This is a genomic window from Phycisphaeraceae bacterium (assembly GCA_019636555.1).
Lineage (GTDB): Bacteria > Planctomycetota > Phycisphaerae > Phycisphaerales > UBA1924 > JAFEBO01.
Genome location: JAHBXH010000001.1, coordinates 2,971,961 through 2,993,646, shown reverse-complemented (window position 1 = coordinate 2,993,646; position 21,686 = coordinate 2,971,961). Strand labels below are relative to the sequence as shown.

16 protein-coding genes are annotated in these 21,686 nt (G+C 61.0%); 10 read left to right on the top strand and 6 right to left on the bottom strand.

Features of this window, described 5'->3' with window-relative positions; all coding sequences use genetic code 11:
- Positions 1-32: 32 nt before the first annotated feature.
- Positions 33-1,091: a DUF58 domain-containing protein gene (locus tag KF691_12870; GenBank protein MBX3390334.1), complete on the bottom strand. Its 1,059-nt coding sequence runs from the start codon at positions 1,089-1,091 to the stop codon at positions 33-35.
- Positions 1,092-1,246: 155 nt separating this feature from the next.
- On the opposite strand from KF691_12870, the gene KF691_12865 reads away from it, so the two are divergent.
- Positions 1,247-1,777, top strand: a complete 531-nt coding sequence (locus KF691_12865; protein MBX3390333.1) for a hypothetical protein — start codon at positions 1,247-1,249, stop codon at positions 1,775-1,777.
- Positions 1,778-1,857: 80 nt separating this feature from the next.
- Here the strand turns inward: KF691_12865 and KF691_12860 are convergent, their stop codons facing one another.
- Entirely contained in the window at positions 1,858-2,337 is a 480-nt protein-coding gene (locus KF691_12860) for a hypothetical protein (GenBank protein MBX3390332.1), read from the bottom strand.
- A gap of 293 nt (positions 2,338-2,630) precedes the next feature.
- On the opposite strand from KF691_12860, the gene KF691_12855 reads away from it, so the two are divergent.
- The 3 genes from KF691_12855 to KF691_12845 all read left to right on the top strand — a co-directional run bounded on the left by KF691_12855 (position 2,631) and on the right by KF691_12845 (position 7,844).
- Positions 2,631-5,165: a serine/threonine protein kinase gene (locus KF691_12855; GenBank protein MBX3390331.1), complete on the top strand. Its 2,535-nt coding sequence runs from the start codon at positions 2,631-2,633 to the stop codon at positions 5,163-5,165.
- 49 nt (positions 5,166-5,214) lie between these two features.
- Positions 5,215-6,021, top strand: a complete 807-nt coding sequence (locus KF691_12850) for a helix-turn-helix transcriptional regulator (GenBank protein ID MBX3390330.1) — start codon at positions 5,215-5,217, stop codon at positions 6,019-6,021.
- A 116-nt stretch (positions 6,022-6,137) separates the two neighbouring features.
- Complete coding sequence (locus tag KF691_12845) at positions 6,138-7,844, top strand: hypothetical protein (GenBank protein ID MBX3390329.1); 1,707 nt, start codon at positions 6,138-6,140, stop codon at positions 7,842-7,844.
- Between the two features lie 42 nt (positions 7,845-7,886).
- Here the strand turns inward: KF691_12845 and KF691_12840 are convergent, their stop codons facing one another.
- The gene (locus KF691_12840; protein ID MBX3390328.1) at positions 7,887-8,336 is read right to left on the bottom strand and encodes an acyl-CoA thioesterase; all 450 of its coding nucleotides are present in this window, start codon (positions 8,334-8,336) and stop codon (positions 7,887-7,889) included.
- The gene (acnA, locus tag KF691_12835; protein MBX3390327.1) at positions 8,336-11,194 is read right to left on the bottom strand and encodes an aconitate hydratase AcnA; all 2,859 of its coding nucleotides are present in this window, start codon (positions 11,192-11,194) and stop codon (positions 8,336-8,338) included. The genes KF691_12840 and acnA overlap by 1 nt, the downstream gene beginning before the upstream one ends.
- Before the next feature lie 113 nt (positions 11,195-11,307).
- Between acnA and KF691_12830 the strand changes: the two genes are divergently transcribed.
- Both KF691_12830 and KF691_12825 read left to right on the top strand, forming a co-directional pair.
- Positions 11,308-12,198 (top strand): LysR family transcriptional regulator, encoded by an 891-nt coding sequence (locus tag KF691_12830; GenBank protein MBX3390326.1) that lies wholly within the window; start codon positions 11,308-11,310, stop codon positions 12,196-12,198.
- Positions 12,199-12,278: 80 nt separating this feature from the next.
- Positions 12,279-12,713 carry a GNAT family N-acetyltransferase gene (locus tag KF691_12825; GenBank protein ID MBX3390325.1) on the top strand — a complete coding sequence of 145 codons (435 nt, stop codon included), beginning with the start codon at positions 12,279-12,281 and terminating at the stop codon, positions 12,711-12,713.
- Positions 12,714-12,737: 24 nt separating this feature from the next.
- Here KF691_12825 and KF691_12820 read toward each other — a convergent pair whose 3' ends face one another.
- On the bottom strand, positions 12,738-13,805 hold the full coding sequence (locus tag KF691_12820) for a hypothetical protein (GenBank protein MBX3390324.1): 1,068 nt from the start codon (positions 13,803-13,805) through the stop codon (positions 12,738-12,740).
- Between the two features lie 171 nt (positions 13,806-13,976).
- Here KF691_12820 and KF691_12815 point away from each other — a divergent pair, with 171 nt between their 5' ends.
- The 3 genes from KF691_12815 to KF691_12805 all read left to right on the top strand — a co-directional run bounded on the left by KF691_12815 (position 13,977) and on the right by KF691_12805 (position 18,872).
- The gene (locus tag KF691_12815; protein MBX3390323.1) at positions 13,977-15,803 is read left to right on the top strand and encodes a S8 family serine peptidase; all 1,827 of its coding nucleotides are present in this window, start codon (positions 13,977-13,979) and stop codon (positions 15,801-15,803) included.
- A gap of 101 nt (positions 15,804-15,904) precedes the next feature.
- Complete coding sequence (locus KF691_12810) at positions 15,905-17,980, top strand: S46 family peptidase (GenBank protein ID MBX3390322.1); 2,076 nt, start codon at positions 15,905-15,907, stop codon at positions 17,978-17,980.
- Positions 17,981-18,026: 46 nt separating this feature from the next.
- On the top strand, positions 18,027-18,872 hold the full coding sequence (locus KF691_12805; protein MBX3390321.1) for a hypothetical protein: 846 nt from the start codon (positions 18,027-18,029) through the stop codon (positions 18,870-18,872).
- Positions 18,873-18,878: 6 nt separating this feature from the next.
- On the opposite strand, the gene KF691_12800 is transcribed toward KF691_12805, so the two are convergent.
- Positions 18,879-20,195: a hypothetical protein gene (locus tag KF691_12800; GenBank protein ID MBX3390320.1), complete on the bottom strand. Its 1,317-nt coding sequence runs from the start codon at positions 20,193-20,195 to the stop codon at positions 18,879-18,881.
- A 126-nt stretch (positions 20,196-20,321) separates the two neighbouring features.
- On the opposite strand from KF691_12800, the gene KF691_12795 reads away from it, so the two are divergent.
- Positions 20,322-21,608, top strand: a complete 1,287-nt coding sequence (locus tag KF691_12795) for an NAD-dependent epimerase/dehydratase family protein (protein ID MBX3390319.1) — start codon at positions 20,322-20,324, stop codon at positions 21,606-21,608.
- Positions 21,609-21,686: the final 78 nt, after the last annotated feature.

Genomic DNA, 21,686 nt, shown 5'->3' with positions numbered 1-21,686 from the left:
TGAAGCGTGGGGGCGTGGGGCCTCGGGCTGTTTCATGCCAGGTGCCTCTTGATCTGCGCATTGCGACGAGAAACAAACGAGGCGAGTGCCGGTCCTAGGAACTCGTGCGTGTTGACCAGTGTGTAGTCGTACCCCATGCCGCGCAGGAGCGCCCGGAGTTTGGCGTTGTGCTCGTGGAGCGCCTCGAGATAGCCCTTTCGGATCGCGCGCGGATCGATCCGAAGAGTTGATTCGCCTTCGAGCCCTTCGAGCAGCACACCTCCGGCGTTCTCGCGGAGATCGAAGTCCAGCTCCGCTTCGTCCATAATCTGAAACGCCATCACGTCGGCCTGTGCATGCCGAGTGCGAGCAAGCGCATCCTTGATCGTGTCGATGTCCATGAAAAAGTCGCTGACGATCGCGAGTATGCAGCGGTTGGTGATCTGAGCAAAGGTCTCGTCGATCGCACGTCGCAGATCGCTCGGTCGGCTCGTCGAGTCTTCTGCGCCGGGGTGCGAGCGTCGCGCGGGGTGCGATGAGAGCGCGCTCACGATCTGGCGCCACGTTCCCTGACTGCTGGAACGCTTGAGCACCAGGCGCACGCGCTCATCGAACATTTCCAGCCCGACGCGATCGCCCTGGCGCAGCGTGATGTACGAAAGTGCCGCGGCGAGTGCCGTCGCGTGATCGAACTTGCTCCAGTGCGTCCGGCCGTCCGGGCTGTTTCTTCTTCCCGCTCCCGAGGCCTCGGCGAACAATCTGCTTCCGAACGACATCGAGCCGGAGCAATCGACCATCACGATCAGGTCGAAGTTTGTCTCCTGCTGATACTGCTTGAGATGCAGTTTGTCCGAGCGGGCGAACACCTTCCAATCGAGATGGCGAAGGTCATCCCCCGGCGAATATGGACGGTGCTGAGCGAATTCGACGGAGAAACCTTGGTAAGGCGACCGATGTTGACCGCTTGAAAGCCCTTCCACGATCATCTTGGCCCGGAGCTCGAAGCTCGAAAGTCGGGCGAGGGTCTGCGGATGGAGATAGAGAGAGGCCTCGGTTGACGGGTCTGAAGCCGATCCGATTCCGGGATTTCCGCTGGTTTTCGGGGTTTCCAAGCGTCCAATTGCCTCCCTGCACGACCATCCTATCGGTTCGCACCAGCCGCCCGAGTGGCTGGTTTTACCGAACTTTCTGCGACTGCACCCCTCTTTCTGCTCGTATCAGGAACTGGATGCGGTATTCTCGTACGATGGGACCAGTGGGAGCGGTCATGAAAACCAACCGGCAAGTCTCGATTCTGCGGCTTTTTGCGATGGGCGTTTTTTCGTTCCTGATCATGGGGTGCGAAAACAAGCTCACGCGGGATAACTACGAAAAGATCCAGGTTGGAATGACGGTTGATCAGGTCACGGCTATTTTGGGGCCGGGAGAAAAGATCACTGAGGGCGGCGCTTCGAAGCTCGCGAAGGACATGCTCGGGGACATCACGTTCGCGCAGCAGCGCCAGAATCAGAATCAGATCAAGCAGGGCTTGGGTGATCTCACCGGGCAAGCCGCCAATCGCGATAAGCAGATTCAGCGCGAAGCGGAGGGCAATCCGGCGCCGGTTCCCGCCGGATCTCCCGGTGCGCGCTCGGTTGCCGCAGCCTCGGGGAAGTCGGCTTCCGTTCTGGCAGCTGCGCCTGTTGTCGCGTCCCGTCCGCCGGTACGCGACCGCTGGATATGGAAGACCGATGGAATCGAGATCACGGTGGACTTTTCGGATGACATCGTGACGACGAAGAATCAGGACGGGCTGTAATTCCCGCCCGCAATTCTTCCTGCGACTCTTATGACAGCGCCGTGGCGCGATGATCTGCGGCGGCTCAGAAAAACCAAGGTTCAGGCCGTTCTTGCGACGCGCGCTTCGGATATGAACGTGTGCGCGTACTCCTGGAACTCGTCGTGAAGGATCTTCATCGAGGGATTCGCCATCATTCGCCGGAATGAGTCTTCCGCCGCGATGACCCTGAAGCGTTTCACCCACGATTCGAAGTATTCGTCCGACAACTGCCCGTGCTGATGGCTGTACCACGCGATCTCGAAGAGCGACAACTGCATCAGGTTGAAAAAATACTGCCTGATTTCTTCTTCGCCCTTCAGATTCCGCACGTCGTCCTTGTAGACATGGGCGAGCTGCGGGTTATCCACGCGCATCCGGCGCAGCGACATCTGCAACTCCACGAGCTTCGTGAAGTTGGCCACGTGCTGGGCCTTTCGCGCGTAGTAGAACTGAAATGCCGCGAAGATCAGACCGCCCGCGATCGAGAGCGAGGAGATCGTCTGGAGGATGATCGCCGCGAGTTGGAAATTCGGGTTCATGCGGGGCGATTCTTGGCGGTGCGCCGCGGTGTGCCGATCCGATCGAGCGGTTGCCCTGCCGCGGTTATCAAGCTCAGGATTCAACTGGCTTTCGCGCCACTTGTGTGTCAGAATGGGCGGAGTCGTGCCTGCAAGATTGATGTAAGTCCGGAAATGGGCTCGGTTTGGAAGAGAATCCGAACGACATCCCGCATGCGTCCATTACCCGGGTCCGGGAAATAGCCCGGAAAGTTGCCTCTGCGCCGAAGGAACGGCGCCGGTCGCTGCTCGAGTCCGAATGTGACGGCGATCGGGTGCTGCGATCTCGTGTCGAGATGATGCTGCTCCGGCAGGATCAGCAACAGACACTCGATGGGACAGCGGACGAGATCGTTCCGCCGATTTCGAGCGCCAAGTCGCCGGAGCGCGTCGGGCGCTACAGCATCCGGCGCATTCTGGGCGAGGGCGGGATGGGCGTGGTGTATCTCGCCGAACAGGATCGGCCGCGGCGGACCGTGGCGCTCAAGGTCATCCGACCCGGGCTTCTGACTCCCCGCCTGCTCCGCCGTTTCGAGCACGAGTCGGAGGTGCTGGCGCGCCTGCAGCACGCGGGCATCGCGCAGATCTACGAGGCTGCGACGCACGAGTCGGAAGCCGGCGCGCAACCTTTCTTCGCGATGGAACTTGTTGAAGGAAAGCCGCTCACGCATTACGCCTTCGAGCGGCATCTCTCCTTGAAGCAAAGGCTCGAGCTCTTTCAGAAGATTTGTGACGCCGTGCAGCACGCTCACCAGAAAGGCGTGATCCATCGGGATTTGAAGCCGAGCAACATCCTCGTCACGGCGTCCGGGCAACCGAAGATCCTGGATTTCGGGATCGCGCGGGCCGCGGATGATTCGGCGCAGTCGCCCGCCGCGACAATGAGGACGGAGGCGGGGACACTTGTTGGAACGCTGCCGTACATGAGCCCGGAGCAGATCGGCGATCCGTCCGGGGTGGATGTCCGCTCGGACGTCTACACGCTCGGCGTGATTCTGTTCGAACTCTTGAGCGGCAAGTTGCCCCACGCGCTCGAGACCCACACGCTGCCCGAAGCAGTCCGCATCATCTCGGAGTCCGACGCGCCCTCGCTCAACTCGATCGACCGCACCATTCCCGCCGATCTGGCGACGATTGTTTCGAAGTCGATGGAGAAGGATCGAACGCGGCGCTATCAGAGCGCGTCTGATCTTTCGGCCGACATCGGGCGGTTTCTGAGGGACGAACCGATCCTCGCGCGCCCGCCGAGCCGCGCGTACAAAGTCCGCAAGTTCGTGCGGCGGAATCGGGCGCTCGTCACCGGCGCGACCATCGCCGTGCTGGCGCTGCTCGGGGGAGTGGTGGGGACGACCTGGCAGGCGGCCGAAGCCATGCGGGGCCGGAGGCTCGCGGAGGTGCGGGGCGTCGCGCTCGAAAAGCAGAAACAGATCGCGGAGCGAGAGGCGCAGACCGCCCGGGCCGTCAACCTCTTTTTGACCCGAATGCTCGAAGGGGCGAATCCCGAAAGCGACGGCAGCGGCGACGTTTCCGTGCAGCAATTGCTGGCGAGCGCGATCGAAGAGCTCGAATTGACGACTCCGCCTCCGACAGTCGAAGTACCGGTGCGAGTGACGATCGCCGGAACGTTTCGCGGCATGGGGAAATACAAAGAAGCTATTCCGCAGATGGAACGTGCCTGCGAAGTTGCCGTGCGCGAATTCGGAGAAGCGGACGACCGCACGCTCGATGCGCGCCGCAACCTCGCCTTTGCATATGCCGACGCCGGGCGCACTGAAGACGCAGAAGAACTCACAAAGCGGATTCTGCCGGTCGTCGTTCGCAATCACGGGGAGGATTCTCTTGAAGCGGCTCGTGTGCGCTGTGAACTCGGTCGCGTCCTGATCGAGCGCGGCGAATTGACCGACGCCGAGAATTTTTTTCGTGCCGGGCTCTCGGTTCTCCGCCCGAGGCTGGGAGACTCTGACCGCGAAGTGCAGCAGGCAATGCACAACTTTGGAACGTCCTTGTCGGCCCTCGGAAAGCTCGATGAGGCCGAGCGCCTGCTTCGCGAGACGGCAGTTCTTCGCGAAGCGACCTACGGCAAGGACCATCTGCTGGTCGCCTACACGCTCAATTCGCTCACGTCCGTGCTGCAGCGCCAGGGCAAAAAGGAAGAGGCGCTGGCACTCCTGCAACAGGTGCTCGCGATGCGACTGAAACATCTTCAGCCCGATCATCCGAGCGTGCTGGTGTCAAAGGGCAATCTCGCCGTCGGCTTGGTGGGAGTGGGCCGCGTGGCCGAAGCCGAACCCCTCCTCCGTCAAGTCGCCGAAGCGCAGGTCAGGACGCTGGGTGAAACCCACCAGAAAACTCTGAGCACGATGGGCAATTTGGCCTATGTGCTGGAAGAATCGAAAAAGCCCGCCGAGGCGGAAGCCCTCTACCGGCGCATCCTTGCACTCCGCAAGGAGAGCGGGCAGATGGATGCCGATTCCTGGAACCAATACAACAACCTCGCGATGCTGCTCCAGGCGCAGGAACGCTTCGACGAAGCGCTCGGTCTTTACGAAGAATTGCTGGCCGGCTGTCGGGGCAAGCTTCCCGAAGACCACTGGGCGCTCGCCATTTATCGAAACAACTACGGTCAGTGCCTGACCGAAGCGGGACGCTACGAACAAGCAGCGAAAGAGCTTGCCGAAAGCCATGCGGTGCTGCTGGCTTTCTTCAAGGATGGACATCCTCGGGTGTTGAAGTCGCAGGAGCGGATCGAAATCCTGGCTCGCGAGTCAAAGAAACACGGATTGGCGCTCCCCCCCTCCGCCTCCCGGTAGGCCGAAACGATGCACCGAGAAGCTGGCGAACCGGTATGAATAAGCGACGATGATCCGGCTCAGTTCAGGCAAGTACTTCGGCGAAACGACGCAAGTCCGCACCTTCGGCGATTTCCGGGTGACAGCGACGCGCTATGCGCCGGGGACGGTGCTCCCGACGCATTGTCACGAACAGGCGTACCTGCTCGTGTCGCTCCGCGGCGTGGCCATCGAACGCGCGCTGCACGAGGATCATGTCTGCGTCCGGGGCTGCGTTGTGTTCAATCGTGCCGCCGAGTCGCATCGCGATCACGTCTCGAACGCAGGTGCCGAAGCGCTGAACATCGAACTGCCGGGGCCCTGGCTCGATCGAGTTGCCACCGATCTGCGCACCAGCCCCGTGCTCTATCGATTCGCGGGAGGTGCGCTCCACGCGGTCGGCGCGCTCCAACTCGCCATGTCTTCGACCGATCCGCTCGCGCCCTTTGTCGTTGAAGAGGCGGTCACCACGATTCTCGATTCGCTCAGCTGCATACAGCACCTTTCTTCGAGGAGAGCCCGCTGGCTGAACAGCGTCGAGCAGATCGTCCGGGAGCGGCAGGGTTTGCCGCCCAGCCTCGAGACGCTTGCGGATCACGCCGGAGTCCATCCGGCGCATCTCTGCCGACAGTTCCGCCGCACTCGCGGGCGCACGATCAGCGAATTTGCGGCGTGTGTTCGGGCCGACCGGGCGCTCGATCGGGTGCTGACAACTTCGACGCCTCTCTCAGAAATCAGTGCAGAGTGCGGATTCTCGGATCAGGCGCATCTGACGCGGATGTTCCGCCGGTTCTACAACACTACCCCGGGACGCGCCCGGCGCGAATCCCGGCGGTAGCTGAACCGCGAAGCGCAAACAGCCTTCAAGAAGGGTTTGCTCCGTTGCGGCATCATTTGGAGTGAGGAGCGATCCGACCGCTTGACGCGAACGGGCTCCTCCATCGAGGACAGCCAATGCAAACCTGTACGACCCGCTTCGTCGCCGCGTGTGCATCTCTCGTCACGTATTCCGTCTCGGCGTTTCCGCCACCGACCGCGCCGCACGCGGGTGAGCTCCTGCGCGCCAAGCAGTACGCCCAATCGGTCGTGGAGTATGAAGCGTACCTCAAGACCAACCGATTCGACGGTTCCGCGTGGTCGAACTACGCCTACGCGCTGCACATGGCGGGGGATCTGGAAGGGTCGATTCAAGCGGGGCTGAAGGCGCTCGAGCTGGGGTTCCGGCCAGAATCCGAGTCGTACAACATCGCCTGCGCGTACGCGCTGCAGGGCAAGAGCGATCAGGCGATCGAGTGGCTCACAAAGGCATTCGAGAACCGCTACGCGGATCAGGAAACTTTGGCGGCCGACGACGATCTGAATTCGCTCCGCAAGGACCCGCGATTCGTTGCGCTCACGGGGCTCAACCCGCCGGAAGAGAGTGATCCGGCGAAGAGATGGGCGTGGGACTTCGATTTTCTGGCGAGGCGGATGAAGCAGATGCATTGGAATCTCTACGCGAATGTCTCAAAGGAAAAATTCCTTGCGGAGATCGAGGCTCTCAAGAGCGCCGCGGCGTCCGGTGTGAGCGAGGACAGGCTGCGCGCGAGGATCTCACGGCTGCTCGCGATGGTGGGGGACGGGCACACAACTCTCGCGGCGTACGCCGAAGGCGAAAAAGCGTTGAACCGGATCCCGCTCCATCTCTGGGCGTTCCCGGAGGGGATCTACGTGATCGGGGCTCCGGAAGATCTGAAGGAGACTGTCGGAGCGAAGATCACACGAGTCGGAACGATGGGCGTGGAAGATGTGGCGACAAAGTTACGCCAATTCTGCTCCGTGGACAACGACATGGGGTACCTGTATTCGGTGCCGGCCAGATTGCTCCAGCCTGCGGCACTGCAGGAGATCGGGGCAACCGGGGAGGGTGACATCGAATACACCCTCCGCCTCGCCGACGGCAGCGAGAAGGCGATCCGAATCGCACCGCGCCCGATGGCCCGAGACGGATTCGGGAAATCGCGGCTCTTCCGCAAGGGTTATATCTATGCGAACGCAGGAGCGAATGTACGGGCGCCGCTGTATCAGCAGGATCTGGAGACGCCGCTCACGCTGAAGTATCTGGATGATCTCAACGCCGTCTACTTCGGCTTTCAGGCCGTCTCCGGAAACGAGAACGAACCCTTCCGGCACGTCATCGAATCAATGAACAGCCTCATCGAGGAGAAGTCGCCGGAATACCTCATCATCGACATGCGGTTCAACGGCGGCGGGAACACCGGGCTCGTCGGACCGTTCGTCGAATCCGTCATTCGCAACGAGAAACTGAATCAGCACGGCAAGCTCTTTGTCATCATCGGGCGGAACACCTTTTCCGCGGCGCAGAACACCGTGAACATGCTCGAGAAGTTCACCAACGCGACATTCGTGGGCGAACCCACCGGCTCACGCCCCCAGTTCGTCGGCGAAAGCACTTACGTGCTGCTGCCGTACAGCAAGCTGCGCATCCATTGCTCGTCGCGGTACTGGCAGATTCTTGATTCAACCGATCGGCGCACATGGGTCCAGCCCCAGATCGCGGCGGAATTGTCCTTCAAAGACTTCGCGGAAAACAGAGATCCGTGCATGGAGGCGATCAACGCACAAATCGCCAGGAGCGCTGCCACCCCGGCGTCGAAGTAATCTAGACTCCGACCGGGATTTCTCGCGCACCGGGCAACGCGACTATCGCGCACGGCCTTCCATTCCCAGGATCGCACTCCGAATCGTCGGCGGCATCCCAACCTTCGACGAGGCTTTGTAGTCGTACGACACGATGGTTCCGCGAGCGACCGCAGCGACTTCGCGGGTTTTGCCGCTGACGATCGCGTGCGCGAGCGTGAACCGATCTTCTTCGATCGATTCGAGCTTTGAATCGATGCGGATCGTGTCGGGAAAGACGAGCGGTTGACGGAACCGCATTTCCACGAATTGCAGTATGAATCCGACGCCGGTCTGATCGCGTAGCGCGTGGCAGCCCGCTTTCCGCAGGAAATCGATCCGCGCCGTTTCGATGTAGCGGAAAAAGACCACGTTGTTGACGTGGCCCAGCGCATCCATTTCGCCCCACGCGATCGGTATTTCGATCGACGTGTGCGCCGGATGAGCGAGATCGGCTCGGAGTTCGGCTGTCATCACACCATCGCCGGCTTCTTGGATTTGCTGTCGTTCAGCAATCGACGAAGAACGGTGTGCAGAACGCCGCCGTTGCGGTAGTACTCCGCTTCGACCGGTGTATCGATGCGGCAGCGCGTCGTGAAAGCCACCTTCCTCCCGTCGGGTTTGTTCGCGGTGACCTTCACCTCGCAGCGCGGCTCCACGAGTCCTTCAACGCTCACGTGCAGGTCGATGTCGAACGTCTCATCGCCCTTGAGCCCAAGTGACTCGGCGGTTTGGCCCTCAACAAAGTTGAGAGGCAGAACGCCCATGCCGACAAGATTGCTCCGATGGATGCGCTCAAAGGATTCGCTGATCACGGCTTTGACGCCGAGTTCGAGCGTTCCCTTGGCCGCCCAGTCGCGGCTCGAACCCATGCCGTAGTCCTTGCCGGCGAGCACGACGAGAGGCGTGCCTTCCTTTCGATAGTTCATCGCGGCGTCGTAGATGAACGAAATCTTGCCGCCGCCCGATTTCGACATGTCGCGCGTCCAGCCGCCTTCCTTGATCTTGTTGGTGGCCGGATCGACCGCAATCTTGTTCTTGACGCGGATGTTCGCGTAGGTGCCGCGGGTCATGACGAGGTCGTTGCCGCGGCGAGTTCCGTAGGTATTGAAGTCGGCCTTGCGGATGCCAAGTCCCTTCAGATACTCACCGGCCGGAGAATTCTCCGCGATGTCGCCGGCCGGGCTGATGTGGTCGGTCGTGATCGAGTCGCCGACGTACGCCAGCACACGTGCGCCCTTGATCGCCTTCGGAGGAGTGGGGGTCGGCTTCATGCCTTCGAAGAAAGGCGGCTTGTGGATGTACGTCGATTTGTCGTTCCACTTATACGAGTCGCTCTTGGAAACCGGGACCTTGTTCCACTGCTCGTTGCCGGTAAAGACATTTGCGTACTGCTTGCGGAATTGCTCCGGGCTGAGGCACTGGCTCTTCAGCTCTTGCACTTCCTTCCACGTCGGCCAGATGTCTTTCAGGTAGATGGACTTTCCGTCCTTGCTTCGGCCGATCGCTTCGGTCGCGAGATCGATGGCAACGCTGCCGGCAATCGCGTACGCCACGCACAAGGGCGGACTGGCGAGGTAATTCGCCTTGACGTTCGGGTGCACGCGACCTTCGAAGTTGCGGTTGCCGCTGAGCACGCTGGCGACGATCAGATCGCCGCCCTTGATCGCGCTCTCGATTGCGTCCGGAAGCGGGCCGGAGTTTCCGATGCAGGTCGTACAGCCGTAGCCGACGGTGTAGAAGCCAATCGACTCGAGATCGGCGGACAGATTGGCCTTGTTGAGATACTCGGTGACAACTTTGGAACCCGGGGCGAGCGAAGTTTTGACCCACGGCTTGCGGGTGAGGCCGAGCGCTCGAGCCTTGCGAGCAACGAGGCCCGCGGCGATCAAGACGTCGGGATTGCTCGTATTCGTGCAGCTCGTGATCGCGGCGATCACCACATCGCCGTGATGCAACTGGAAAGACTTGTTGTCGAGCTTGACATCAACGCCGATGCAGCCCGGGTCGGGCGCGCCGGACGGGTCCGCCGCGTTCGCGGGCTTCGCGGCGTTTCCGCCCTCGTCGATCCAGCGTGAAACGTTGACCGATTCGGCCGGGGCCTTCTTGCCGAAGCTATCGACGAGTTCCTTGTTCCACGCGGTTTTGACGTCTTTGAGCAGAACGCGATCTTGCGGGCGCTTGGGTCCGGCGAGCGAGGGCTGAACGGTCGAGAGATCGAGCTCGGCGACGTCGGTGAATTCGGGCTCGGCGCTTCCCTTGGTCCAGAACAATCCGTTCGCCTTGCAGTATTCTTCGACCAGCGCCACGGTTGCCTCGTCGCGCCCGGTGAATCGCAAGTAATCGAGCGTGGCCTGATCGATGGGGAAGAAGCCCATCGTCGCACCGTATTCAGGCGCCATGTTCGCGATCGTGGCGCGATCGGGAACGGAGAGTGCCGCGAGCCCGTCACCAAAGAACTCGACGAACTTGTCGACGACACCCTTCTTGCGGAGGATCTGCGTGACGGTGAGGACCAGATCGGTCGCGGTGGTGCCCTCGGGCAATTTGCCTTTCAGGCGGAATCCGATCACCTCGGGCGTGAGCATGTAGATCGGCTGGCCGAGCATGACGGCCTCGGCCTCGATGCCCCCCACGCCCCAGCCGACGACGCCAAGGCCGTTCTCCATGGTCGTGTGGCTGTCCGTTCCGACACAGGAGTCCGGGTACACCACGGTCTCGCCGTCTTGCTGTTTGGTGAGGACGCAGGTCGCGAGGTATTCGAGATTGACCTGGTGCACGATTCCGGTCGCCGGCGGCACGCAGGTGAAGTTATTGAGCGACTGCTGGCCCCACTTCAGGAATTCGTAGCGCTCGCCGTTACGTTCGAATTCCTTGTTGGCGTTGACGGTCAGCGCGGTTCCCAGCGAAGTGGGGGGGCCGAACGCATCGACCTGCACGCTGTGATCGATGACGAGATCGCACTTGACGAGCGGGTTGATCAGATTCGGATCGCCGCCCATCGATTTCATGGCGTCGCGCATCGCGGCAAGATCCACAACGCATGGCACGCCGGTGAAATCCTGCAGCACGACGCGCCCCGGCATAAAGGGGATTTCTTCTTTCGCCGGGCTCTTGGCGTTCCAGTTCGCAAGACCGGAAACATCGTCGGCGGTGACCACAAAGCCGTCGAGGTTCCGCAGCATCGATTCGAGCAGCACGCGGATCGAATAAGGCAATTTGTCCACGTGCCCGATGCCGGCCTGTTTGAGAGCGTTCAGGTTGTAGTAGGAGTACGTGCCGTGCTTGGTCTTGAGCGATGCTTTGGACTTGAAGGGGTCCTGGAATGCCATAGGTCACCTCGGGGTTGTCGGGTCGGAACGCACAACCCTATCCCTCGATCGGCATGAATCGAATCGATGCAGATTACGTGTCTGATAAACGCTTGTTATAATCAATCCGAGCCATGGAATTGAGCCAGCTTCGGTATTTTCGCGAAATCGCCCGTACCGGCCACATGACTCGTGCCGCCCGCGTGCTCGGGGTTTCACAGCCGGCGCTTTCGGCCATGCTGCGCAAACTCGAAGAGGAAGTCGGCACGAGCTTGCTCCACCGCACCGGCAAGGGTGTCGAACTCTCGGAAGCCGGCAGAGTGTTTCTGCGTCACGCCGATGATGCGGTCCGCAACGCGGATGAAGCACTGCACGAAGTGCGCCGGCTTTCGGGACTCGAAACCGGTTCAATCCGAGCGGGCGCGGGCGCGACCGCGGCTTCGTACATCCTTCCCGCCGTCGTGAGCGAGATGCGCCGCGCGTATCCGGGCCTCAAGTTTCATGTGCGCGAGATGGGGTCGTCTGCGGTCGTCGAATCCATTCTCGGGGGCGAACTTGATCTCGGGATCGTCACGCTTCCGGTGCGCCGCGTGGGCGCGAAACAACTTGTCTTGCAGCACCTTGTCGAAGACGAGCTGCGGCTCATCACGCCGATGCGTCACCGGCTCGCGAAAGAGACTTCATTCCGCTGGAGCGACTTGAAGGGTGAATCGGTCATCGGGTTCGAGGCTGGCTCGGCGGTTCGTGAAGTCGTGGACCATGCCGCGGCGAACGCTGGCGTGACTCTCGAAGTCGTCATGGAGCTGCGCTCGATCCAGAGCATCCAGCAGATGGTGGCGGCGGGTGTCGGAGTCGGGTTTGTGTCTCGGCTCAGCGACGGGGCCAAGCGCTTGCCTTCGTTGACACCGAAAGGCGAGCCGCTCAAGCGCGAATTGGCGATCGTGCGGCGGAGCGATCAGACACCGAGCAGCGCCGTCGCCGAATTCGAGCGCCGCCTATTGAAATACGCTGCGACTCTACCGTGAACCGGCGGTGTGCCAAGAACCGAAGTAGCGCAAGGACGCGCGGGGCGGGATTGCGCGAGGAACTTCTCCTATGTTCCGCCATGAATGTCACTATTCGTGTCGCGGCAGAGTCCGATGCGGTTCCGCTGGCCACCCTCTCGACGCAGCTCGGCTATCCGGCCTCCTCCGAAGTTATGCGAGAGCGGCTGCGATACAAGCCCGATCCGAATCGGGCGCTGTTCGTCGCCGAATCGGGAAATGAAGTTGTCGGCTGCCTTGAAGTCGCGGTGATGTTCGCCTGGGAAACCGGAGAGTGGGCTGAGATACGCGGTTTGGTTGTGCTGGATTCGGCGCGGAGCCTGGGAATCGGCGGGAAGCTCGTTGCGCACGCCAAAGAGTGGGCGCACGGCCGTGGTCACACCAAGCTTCGCGTCCGAACGAATGAGGTTCGCACTCGGACGCACGAGTTCTATGAACGGCTTGGATTTATGAAAACCAAGTCGCAGCGGGTGTATGACATTTCGCTTGGCGTATGAGATTCCCGATGTTTCAAGCGGAATCTATTTCAATCGCTCCACGATCATCTTCTGGCTTTGCCTGAGCGAGATGGTTTGTTCTCCGATCTTCAGCTCAGCATCGAGTTTCTGATTCGCCTGCGAGGAGCGGAGGAATCCGTCCTCCTGATCCCAATCGGTGAAGCCCGAGTACTCCGCCTTGCTGAGTTTCAGCCCGCCCGATCCGGGGCTCGGATCTGATGCGGGAACGAGTTGACCATCAAACTCGATCCGGCCGCGCGAGCCTTGAACTTTGGTCAGCTGGTAATCGGTGTGCAGGCGCGAGCCTCCGATCGGGAACAAATCGAGCGATGTGTCGGAAGACCAGCGCTCTCCGCGCTTGGCGTACCGCTTGCCAGGCGTGCTCACAATCGACTTGAACAGCTCGCGCAGCTTCTGATCGCCGCCGATCTGCATCATCTCCTCGGGCGCCATGGGGTTGAGAGCCCGGACGAATTTCTCGCCGCCGCGGACTTGCAGGACGTTTCCATCCGGATCAAAGAGCACGGTGAGCGTTTCCCCCACCAGCGGCCGGAGTGTTTCTTCGAGTGTCGGCGGCTCGCCGAGCCCGTTGAGCGGATCGCTCTTTTTCTTCAGCGCCGGCTTCTTCGCCGGAGCTTTGCTGTCGAATGAGTCGTTCACCCCCGGGCCCTCGACATGCGACCGGATGCTCTCGATGACGATGTCGACCTGGCTGTTGCCGTCTTCGCGCGGCTTTGTCGGTTTGAACACGAGCACAAAGTCCTGCTGGGTCTTCATCTCGTCTTCCTGCGGCGCCTTGTTGTCGATCAGCGCGGCAGGATCGGGCTTGGTCTCGCGGCTGTCGAGCGAAAGGCGGATGCGCCGATTCTGTCCGAATTGAAATTTCGGCCTCAGATCGAACGCGCCCGTCGGGATTTCGTCTTCTTTTTTCTGGTCGGATGGGCTGTCGCCGCTCGGTTTGTCAGCAGCCGGCTTTTCCGGTGCGCTCGCCAGGCCAGACGCGGAATTCCGAGGGGCGGAGTTTCCGTCCGCCCAAGCAGGCGGCGCGAACAAAAGGGCAACCGCGGGTGCAACGACACACAGGTTCTTCATGGTTGATTGTTCTCCCGCCGGGCTCAGCGCCCTCCGCATCCGTACGGATTTCCGCGTTGGCGGATTCGGCTCGCTTGCGAAAGTGTGGTCAATCCTGGGAGCTGCCCTCTTGCCCGGGGGCAAACCTCGATTAGACTGCGGTCGTGAGGGATTGTTTGGAGGGGTCGTTGCATGCAGATAGCTCGTCTTTCGCTCGCCACCGTTGCCGCGGCAGGCGCTTCTCTGATCGCGGCCTCCGGGCTGCATGCCGCTGCGCCGGCGGCACCGGTTGCCGGCCGCTCTGCCGTACTTTCCCTCGACTGGGCTCCTCATCCGGATCGGCATCCGACGCGCATTCTGCTCCGGCTCGATCCGCTCAGTGATCGTTCCGAATCTCAGACCGAAGCGATGCTCAGCAATGCGGGAGTGCGGCGCACCATTCAGAGCATCGAGCTGGTTCCCGGCTTGCGGATCGTCGAGACGGATGATGGCCGCGTAAACGAGGTCGTTTCTTCGTTGAGGCATCAGGCCGGCGTGCTGTATGCCGAACCGGACTATGCGATCTATGCGTGCGCGCAGCAGACGCCGTTTGGAATCAATGAAATCGGGGCGCCTCAGGTCTGGCCCAAGTGGGGAACCGGCTCGGGAATGAGTGGCGGGGGTGGGGGGGCGGGTGGGGTGATCGTCGGACACCTTGATACAGGCGTCGATCTCACGCATCCTGATCTTCCAACTCCGCTGATGACTGCATCGTTTGTGCCGGGTTTGATTGTCGATGACTTCGATTTCCACGGCACGCACACGGCGGGAACGCTGCTCGCGCGGGATAACGACATCGGTGTCGTCGGTGTTGCGCCGACGGCCGACATCATCGTCGCGAAGGTGCTGAACAACTGGGAGTTCGGCTTTCACAGTTACGCGATCGCCGGCGTCAATTGGGCGGTCGCGAACGGCGCGCGCGTGCTGAACATGGCGCTCGGCGCGACGAACTTTGATCAGGCGTATCTCGATACCTGCAACGCGGCACTCGATTCCGGCGTATTGCTCGTCGCGTCGGCCGGGAATCTTTCGAACAACGCACCGTTCTACCCGGCATGGTTTCCATCCGTCATGGCTATATCAGCCGTGTATCGGAACGACGAGTTCCTGCCGTGGTCGTCGTATGGTCCGCACATTTCACTCGCCGGCCCGGGCGAAGACGTGTATTCAACGATGCCGATTGTCGGCTGGAACGTGCGATGGAATGAGACGGATCACGCTTCCAATCAATTGCGCGGCGGTACGGTCGATCCATACACAGGGAACGCCGTGTTCTGCGGTTTGGGGGATTCCCCCGCGGCGTTTCCGCCCTCTGTCAACGGCCAGATTGCCCATGTCCGGCGCGGTGTCAACACCATCGGACAGAAAGTTCAGAACGCGTACAACGCGGGCGCGAAGGCGGTCATCGTCTCCAACAACGTGCCGGGCGGCTTCACGGAGAATTTCACGCCACATCTGCGTCTGCCGGTCTGTTCGATCTCGCAGGCCGATGGCGATGAACTCGAGGCGAACGACGGGATTCTGACGACGATCAACCAGTTCAACGCCGGGCATACTTATGGAAACGAATCAGGGACGTCGGTTTCGTGTCCGCACGTTGCCGGTGCCGCGGCACTCCTGATCGGAAACTTTGTTCCCGCTTCCGGACTGCCCGCGTTGCCGCCGCTCACGACGCGTTGGGTGCTTGAGCGCACCGCACGCCAGGTCGGCGATCCGCCCCGGAACGACTACTACGGCTGGGGGATCGTCGATGCGTACGCGGCCTCGCGCTACCTGCACGGACGGATTGCCTGTCCGGGAGATTTGAATACAGACGATTTCGTGGACGATACCGACTTCGTCGCGTTTGCCGGGTTCTACAACGATCTGCTGACTCCCGGGGGTCCCTACACCGGCGCCGATTTCAACGGCGACGGCTTCACGGACGACGCGGATTTTGTGATCTTTGCTTCGATGTACGATCAGTTGCTCTGCCCTTGACGCGACCGAAATCAACAAGAACCAATGAGCGGACAACGCCATCGCGCGAGGCGATCTCGTATCATCTTGCTCGAACCAGAATCCTTGTAACGGAGACTTCGATGACTCGATTCGCTCTTTGTGCCGTGGTTTCGCTGGGAGTTCTCGCCGTTGCCGGCCAGGCGAGTGCGCTCGCCGATGAAGGAATGTGGCTGCTCAGCAATCCGCCTCGCGAAACTCTGAAGTCCAAGTACAACTTCGATCCGAGCGAAGATTGGCTCAAGCACATGCAGCGATCGGTTGTTCGCGTGGGTATGGGCGGCACGGGTTCGATCGTTTCGCCCGATGGCCTGGTGATGACCAACAACCACGTCGGACTGAGCGCGATCGCGAAGCTGAGCACGAAGGAAAAGAATTATCTGAAGGACGGGTTCTACGCGCCGTCGCGAGAGGAGGAACTCAAGTGTCCTGACACAGAGATTCGAGTGCTGTGGGAGACGCTGGACGTGACCGATCGGGTGAACGCCGCGGCAAAGCCCGGCATGTCCGCGGCGGAGGCCGGCGCCGCGAAGCGCAAGGCGATATCGCAGATCGAAAAGGAATGCCAGGATTCCCCGGGTTTCCGCTGCCAGGTTGTCACGCTCTATCAGGGAGCGAAGTACCACGTCTACAAGTACAAGGTCTTCAACGATGTTCGGCTGGTCTTTTCGCCGGAGGAAGTGGTGGGTTCCTTCGGTGGCGACACGGACAACTTTGAATTCCCGCGCTACAGCCTCGACATGACGTTCTTCCGCCTCTATGAGGACGGCAAGCCGTACAAGCCGGAGCATTACCTGAAGTGGAGCGCGAACGGCGCGAAAGAAAACGAGCCGGTCTTTGTGTTCGGACATCCGGGACGGACGCGGCGTCTCTACACCGTCGACCACCTCAAGTTCCTGCGCGATGTCGATCTGCCCGAACGCATGAACCGGTATTGGCGCCAGGAGATCAAGTTGCAGGGCTTTGCGGGGCGCAGTGCTGAGAACGCGCGCATCACGCAGCGTGACATGCGGGGCGTCGCAAACGGGCGAAAGGTCTACACCGGCCTGCTCGCAGGACTCGAGGATCCCGTGCTGATGGGCACGAAGGTCAGCGAGGAGAGCGAATTGCGATCGTTCATTGATCGCGACAGCGAGCACGCGCAGGAGTGGGCGGGCGCGTTCGTGGAAATCGCGGACGCCGAACGCGCGTACCGCGACTTCTATGTGGAAAGGGCCACGATCGATACGGTCACCAACGGAAGCGGGCTCTTGAGCCGCGCATTCGATATTGTGCAACTCGCCGACGAGCTTCCCAAGCCGAGCGCAGAGCGTCTGCGCGATTATTCCGATCCATCGCTCCCGTCACTCTACCTGCGCTTGTATTCGACCGAGCCGCTTCCGGAAGCGCTCGAGATCGAGAAAGTCACGCAGATGCTCGGTCTGCTCGCGGAGCGGCTCGGCGGAGATCATCCGCTTGTGGTGAAGGCATTTGCCGGAAAGTCCGCACGCGCTCGTGCCGAGGAGTGTGTCAACGGCACCTCGCTCAATGATCCTGCGGCGCGAAAGGCTCTCGTGGAGGGCGGCGCGGCGGCGTTGAAAGCGTCGAATGATCCGATGTTGCAGCTCGCCGCCGTCTTCGATCCGCGATCACGCGAACTTCGGAAGATGTACGAGGACAAGGTCGAGAGCGTTGAACGCGACGCGTACGCCAAGATTGCCGCGGCACGCTTCGCCCGTTCAGGTGAGAACATGTACCCCGATGCGACGAGCAGCCTGCGCATGAGTTTCGGGAGGGTTCAGGGAGTGCCCCGCGACCGCACGCCGGCCTTTACCGACATCGCCGGTTTGTTTGCTCGTGCCGAAGAGCGCCAGGGAGAGCCCGAGTTCACCCTGCCTGCCAAGTGGCACGCCGCCAAGCCGAAGCTCGACATGGCGACCCCTTACAACTTCATCGCCGATTGCGACATCATCGGGGGCAACTCGGGTAGCCCGACGGTGAATGCCAAAGGTGAGATCGTCGGCCTGATCTTTGATGGGAACGTCTACTCACTGACCGGCGACGTGATTTATGACGGAACCAATGCCCGGAGCGTTTCCGTCGATTCGCGGGGAATCGTCGAGGCTTTGCGGAAGGTCTACGACGCCGAAAAGCTGGCGGATGAGCTGACTCACAAGTAGTGGCGCAGACCGAATTTGAAATCCGGTACGCTCTGCGCTCGGAGCCATGTCGAAAGTTTGCATCCATTGCGGCATCGATTGCAGCGAGAGCAAGCGCTTCAAAGACGCGAAGGGACGCTATGCGTGCCTCAAGTGTCACGATCGGATCAAGTACGGGCTGCCGATCGAGCGAGATCTTCCGGCGGATCAGGGTGCGCCGATCGCGCTCGCAGACGAAGCGCCGATCGAAGGTGAGCGCGTTGCCTGCCCGCGCTGCAAGCACGAAATCCCTCCGGGTGAAACGGTTTGTTCGAACTGCCGCTACGACATTTCGATCGGTGCGGCCCCGCCGGCGCCCATGACCGAGTACTCGCGCCCGTGTGGGAAGTGCGGCTATGACCTCAAGGGGCTTGCGCTGAGCGCCTCGTGCCCGGAGTGCGGAGCGGATCCGCACACGCAGGCGCGGGCGAAGAAAGCAAAGCACCAGAACCAATTCGAAATGTTCTACAAGGAGCCGCTCATCTACTCAGCGGTGGGTTTGGTTGCGCTGTTGATCATTCGCTTGCTCACGAGCGATCTGCAGACATTCGTGATCGACTGCATCGCGATCGGGATCTGTGTGCCCCTTGCACTCGGAGCGTATTGGGTGTTCAGTCTCATCTGGGCGGGCGGGTTTGATCAGGGTTGGCTGCTTGCCGCGGCAAACTTTCTTGCGGTCTTCGCAGTCGCTTCACCGGTCGTCGTGGTCTTCAGCCCGATTCCACTTGTGGGCTGGATCGTTTGGTTGACGGCATATCTCTGGCTGCTCAAGGTCCGGCTGGACCTTGATGGCTGGTGGGACGCATTCATCCTCGCGCTGATTCTGGCCGGAATCCAAATTCTTGCGAAGCTGGGCCTCGCGGCGCTCATCTAGTCTCAGTCAAACTGTCGGAGTCTCCGACGCTCTCTCTCGTTGTTTGAGCGTGCGGCCGAGGGAAACGCCGACCCCAGCGAACAGTGTGCAGAGGATCAACACGCTTGAAATGCCCAACGGCGGAGAGATCTTCTCGAGGCCCACTTGCGTCCAGCCCCCGACCACATCCCCGAATCGATAGACAAATGTGTCTATGAAGCTCTTCGACTTGTACCTTTCAACGGGCGAGACGACCGTGTACAGCACCTCGCGCGCCGGACGATCGAGCGCGTAATGAAGCCCGCGCCGCGCAACCTGGACCGGGATGAGCATGGTCACGGTGGGAGAGAACAGCAGGAGGCCGATGGAAGCGAGCGTTGTAAGCGGTGTGATCGTCAGCGTAGCGGCGATGCCGAGCCAGCGCAAAACCCTTCCGGCGACCAGGAATTGCAGCGCCGCCGTCAGAATATTGGCGTACAAATCGATCGATGCGGTCACATTTGTTCGCGCGATCTTGGCGTCCGCCTTTGGAAGGTCAGCGAACTGAACGCTGAGAATCTTCACCTGCAACATGTAAACCAGCGTGCCTGTGGCCGAGTAGAGAAACAGATAAAGCACCAGCCGACGCAGGTAAGGCGAAGCGATCGCCCGCCACATTCCCTCCGTCATTTCGGCGATCGTCCCACCGGATGCACGACGAACTCGAGAAGCGTGCTCCGGCGAATAGCGCAGGATCCACGCGGCGCACCCTGCGGAGATGACGAGCAGGGCTGTCGCGACCCACATGAAACTTGAATAGCTCAGGGTCACGGCGAGCAGCTTGACGATGAAGGAACCCGAGATGCCCCCGAGCGTGATCCCAAGGCCGACGATCGGGAAGCCGCGTTTGGCTCGGTCGGCGCTGAGAATGTCCGACATCGTCGCCCACAGAATCGAGAGGCTTAGCAGATTGGCGACGCTGACGCCCACATAAAAAACTCGGTCTACCAGAAGCGACCTTTCGGCACCCTGCGCGCCGAAGAAAAAGGCCGCCAGCGCTGCCGCGGCCACCCAGATCGAAAACGCGAGCAAGACAAAGTGCTTCCATGCCAGGCGCGAGACGAGCAGCCCGACGATGGCCACCGCCCCGATCATGGTGACGAACGTTGCGACCTGGAGGGCCGCGACCGCTTCGACTCCGAGTGCCGCGGCCGTCGCGTCGCGGAGCGGCTTGGCGACCGAGTAACCCGCGAAGAGTGAGAATGCGCAAAGAGCGGCCGGGCCGACGATCGACAAGTCGCCCGGTTGAAGGCCGAGAAACCGCGAGACCGGATCACGTTCTGACGGGTTGCCCGGCTCGGTCATGAAGCCCTTTCTTCAGCTAGGCCCATTGCGACTGCAACCCGCTTTCGGTGTCATGGTACAACGCACGATTCCGATCGTTGCACGGCCGCGATTGCGGTCGTTCCTGCCGGGCATGGAGTATTTCCGATGTCAGAGAACCACTTTTCACGCCGCGAATTCGCTCGTTTGACCGCTCTTGCGGGCGCCGCAATCGGAGTCGCGGTGGTCGGATTCGGGCCGACTGCATTCGCGCGACTTGCCGCAATAAGTCCGGAACAGCCGGACAAGCAGTTGTCCATTCTCATTCTCGGCGGCACCGGTTTCTCCGGCCCCAAGATGGCCGAGTATGCCAAGAGCCGGGGCCACAAGGTCACGCTCTTTAATCGGGGACGAACGGAAAAAAGAATCGGCATGGTGGAAGATGTCGGTCACCTGTACGGCAATCGCGATCCGGACAAGAACTCCGATGAGGCCGATCCCGATTCGCCCAAGGGTCTCACCCAACTCGAGGGCAAACGGTTCGATGCGATCATCGATACCTCGGGGTTCTATCCGCGCCATGTCAAGGCGTCAGCCGAGCTTCTGAAGGACTCTGGTTACTACCTGTTTATCTCGACGGTGTCGGTGTACGAAGGAAACAGCAAGCCGGCGGATGAGAATGACGAACTCGGAAAGGTCGAAGACACGACGACGGAAAACATGGGCGCTCAGATGGAGCGTTATGGTCCGCTCAAAGTGCTGTGCGAGAAGGAAGTCCAGCGCGTTTTCGGTGATCGCTGCTCGATCGTGCGCCCCGGTTTCATCGTCGGGCCGGGAGATCCGAGTGATCGCTTCACCTATTGGCCGGTTCGGGCCAGCGAGGGCGGCGAAATGCTGTGCCCGGGAGATGGTTCCGACCCGGTGCAGTTCATCGACAACCGAGACTTGGCCGAATGGTGTGTGCGCTTGTGTGAGACTCGGACTCCGGGCGTGTTCAACGCCATTGGACCTGACGGGATGGAAGGCAAGAAGCTCAATGTGAGGGGCCTTGTCGAGGCGTGCATCGCTGCGAGTGCCGCGACCGGCGGAAAAAAGGCGACTCCGGTTTGGGTCCCATTTGAATTCCTCGAAGAACAGCAGGTTTCGGTCGGTGGTGATCTTCCGATCATCATTCCTTCGACGGGTGAGGCGGCGGGCTTCCACAGGCGGTCGAACGCGCGGGCAGTCGCCGCGGGATTGACCTACCGGCCGGTGGAGGACACCTGCCAGGCGACGCTCGAATGGTGGCCCAAGGAAGTGGCCCGGCGCGAGCGCGTCGGGAATCAGTTGGTTGAAGAAGCAAAGAAAGCCGGCAAAGAGCCGCCGAGGCTTCCCGATCCGACCAAGCTGGGCGTCGGCATGAGCCGTGAGCGCGAGGCTCAGATCCTCAAGGCCTGGAAAGAAAGCAAGGGTTGAGTTGAAAGATATCTGCTAGGCGATTCGACGATCAACCCGTCATAATGCGGCGATTTCAACAAATCGTTTTCTGTTAGA

Coding starts and splice junctions, on each gene's coding strand:
- KF691_12865 (MBX3390333.1), top strand. CDS start 1,247: ATGAAAACCAACCGGCAAGTCTCGATTCTGCGGCTTTTTGCGATGGGC.
- KF691_12840 (MBX3390328.1), bottom strand. CDS start 8,336: ATGACAGCCGAACTCCGAGCCGATCTCGCTCATCCGGCGCACACGTCG.
- KF691_12850 (MBX3390330.1), top strand. CDS start 5,215: ATGATCCGGCTCAGTTCAGGCAAGTACTTCGGCGAAACGACGCAAGTC.
- KF691_12800 (MBX3390320.1), bottom strand. CDS start 20,195: ATGACCGAGCCGGGCAACCCGTCAGAACGTGATCCGGTCTCGCGGTTT.
- KF691_12805 (MBX3390321.1), top strand. CDS start 18,027: ATGTCGAAAGTTTGCATCCATTGCGGCATCGATTGCAGCGAGAGCAAG.
- KF691_12810 (MBX3390322.1), top strand. CDS start 15,905: ATGACTCGATTCGCTCTTTGTGCCGTGGTTTCGCTGGGAGTTCTCGCC.
- KF691_12820 (MBX3390324.1), bottom strand. CDS start 13,805: ATGAAGAACCTGTGTGTCGTTGCACCCGCGGTTGCCCTTTTGTTCGCG.
- KF691_12860 (MBX3390332.1), bottom strand. CDS start 2,337: ATGAACCCGAATTTCCAACTCGCGGCGATCATCCTCCAGACGATCTCC.
- KF691_12825 (MBX3390325.1), top strand. CDS start 12,279: ATGAATGTCACTATTCGTGTCGCGGCAGAGTCCGATGCGGTTCCGCTG.
- acnA (MBX3390327.1), bottom strand. CDS start 11,194: ATGGCATTCCAGGACCCCTTCAAGTCCAAAGCATCGCTCAAGACCAAG.
- KF691_12815 (MBX3390323.1), top strand. CDS start 13,977: ATGCAGATAGCTCGTCTTTCGCTCGCCACCGTTGCCGCGGCAGGCGCT.
- KF691_12795 (MBX3390319.1), top strand. CDS start 20,322: ATGTCAGAGAACCACTTTTCACGCCGCGAATTCGCTCGTTTGACCGCT.
- KF691_12845 (MBX3390329.1), top strand. CDS start 6,138: ATGCAAACCTGTACGACCCGCTTCGTCGCCGCGTGTGCATCTCTCGTC.
- KF691_12830 (MBX3390326.1), top strand. CDS start 11,308: ATGGAATTGAGCCAGCTTCGGTATTTTCGCGAAATCGCCCGTACCGGC.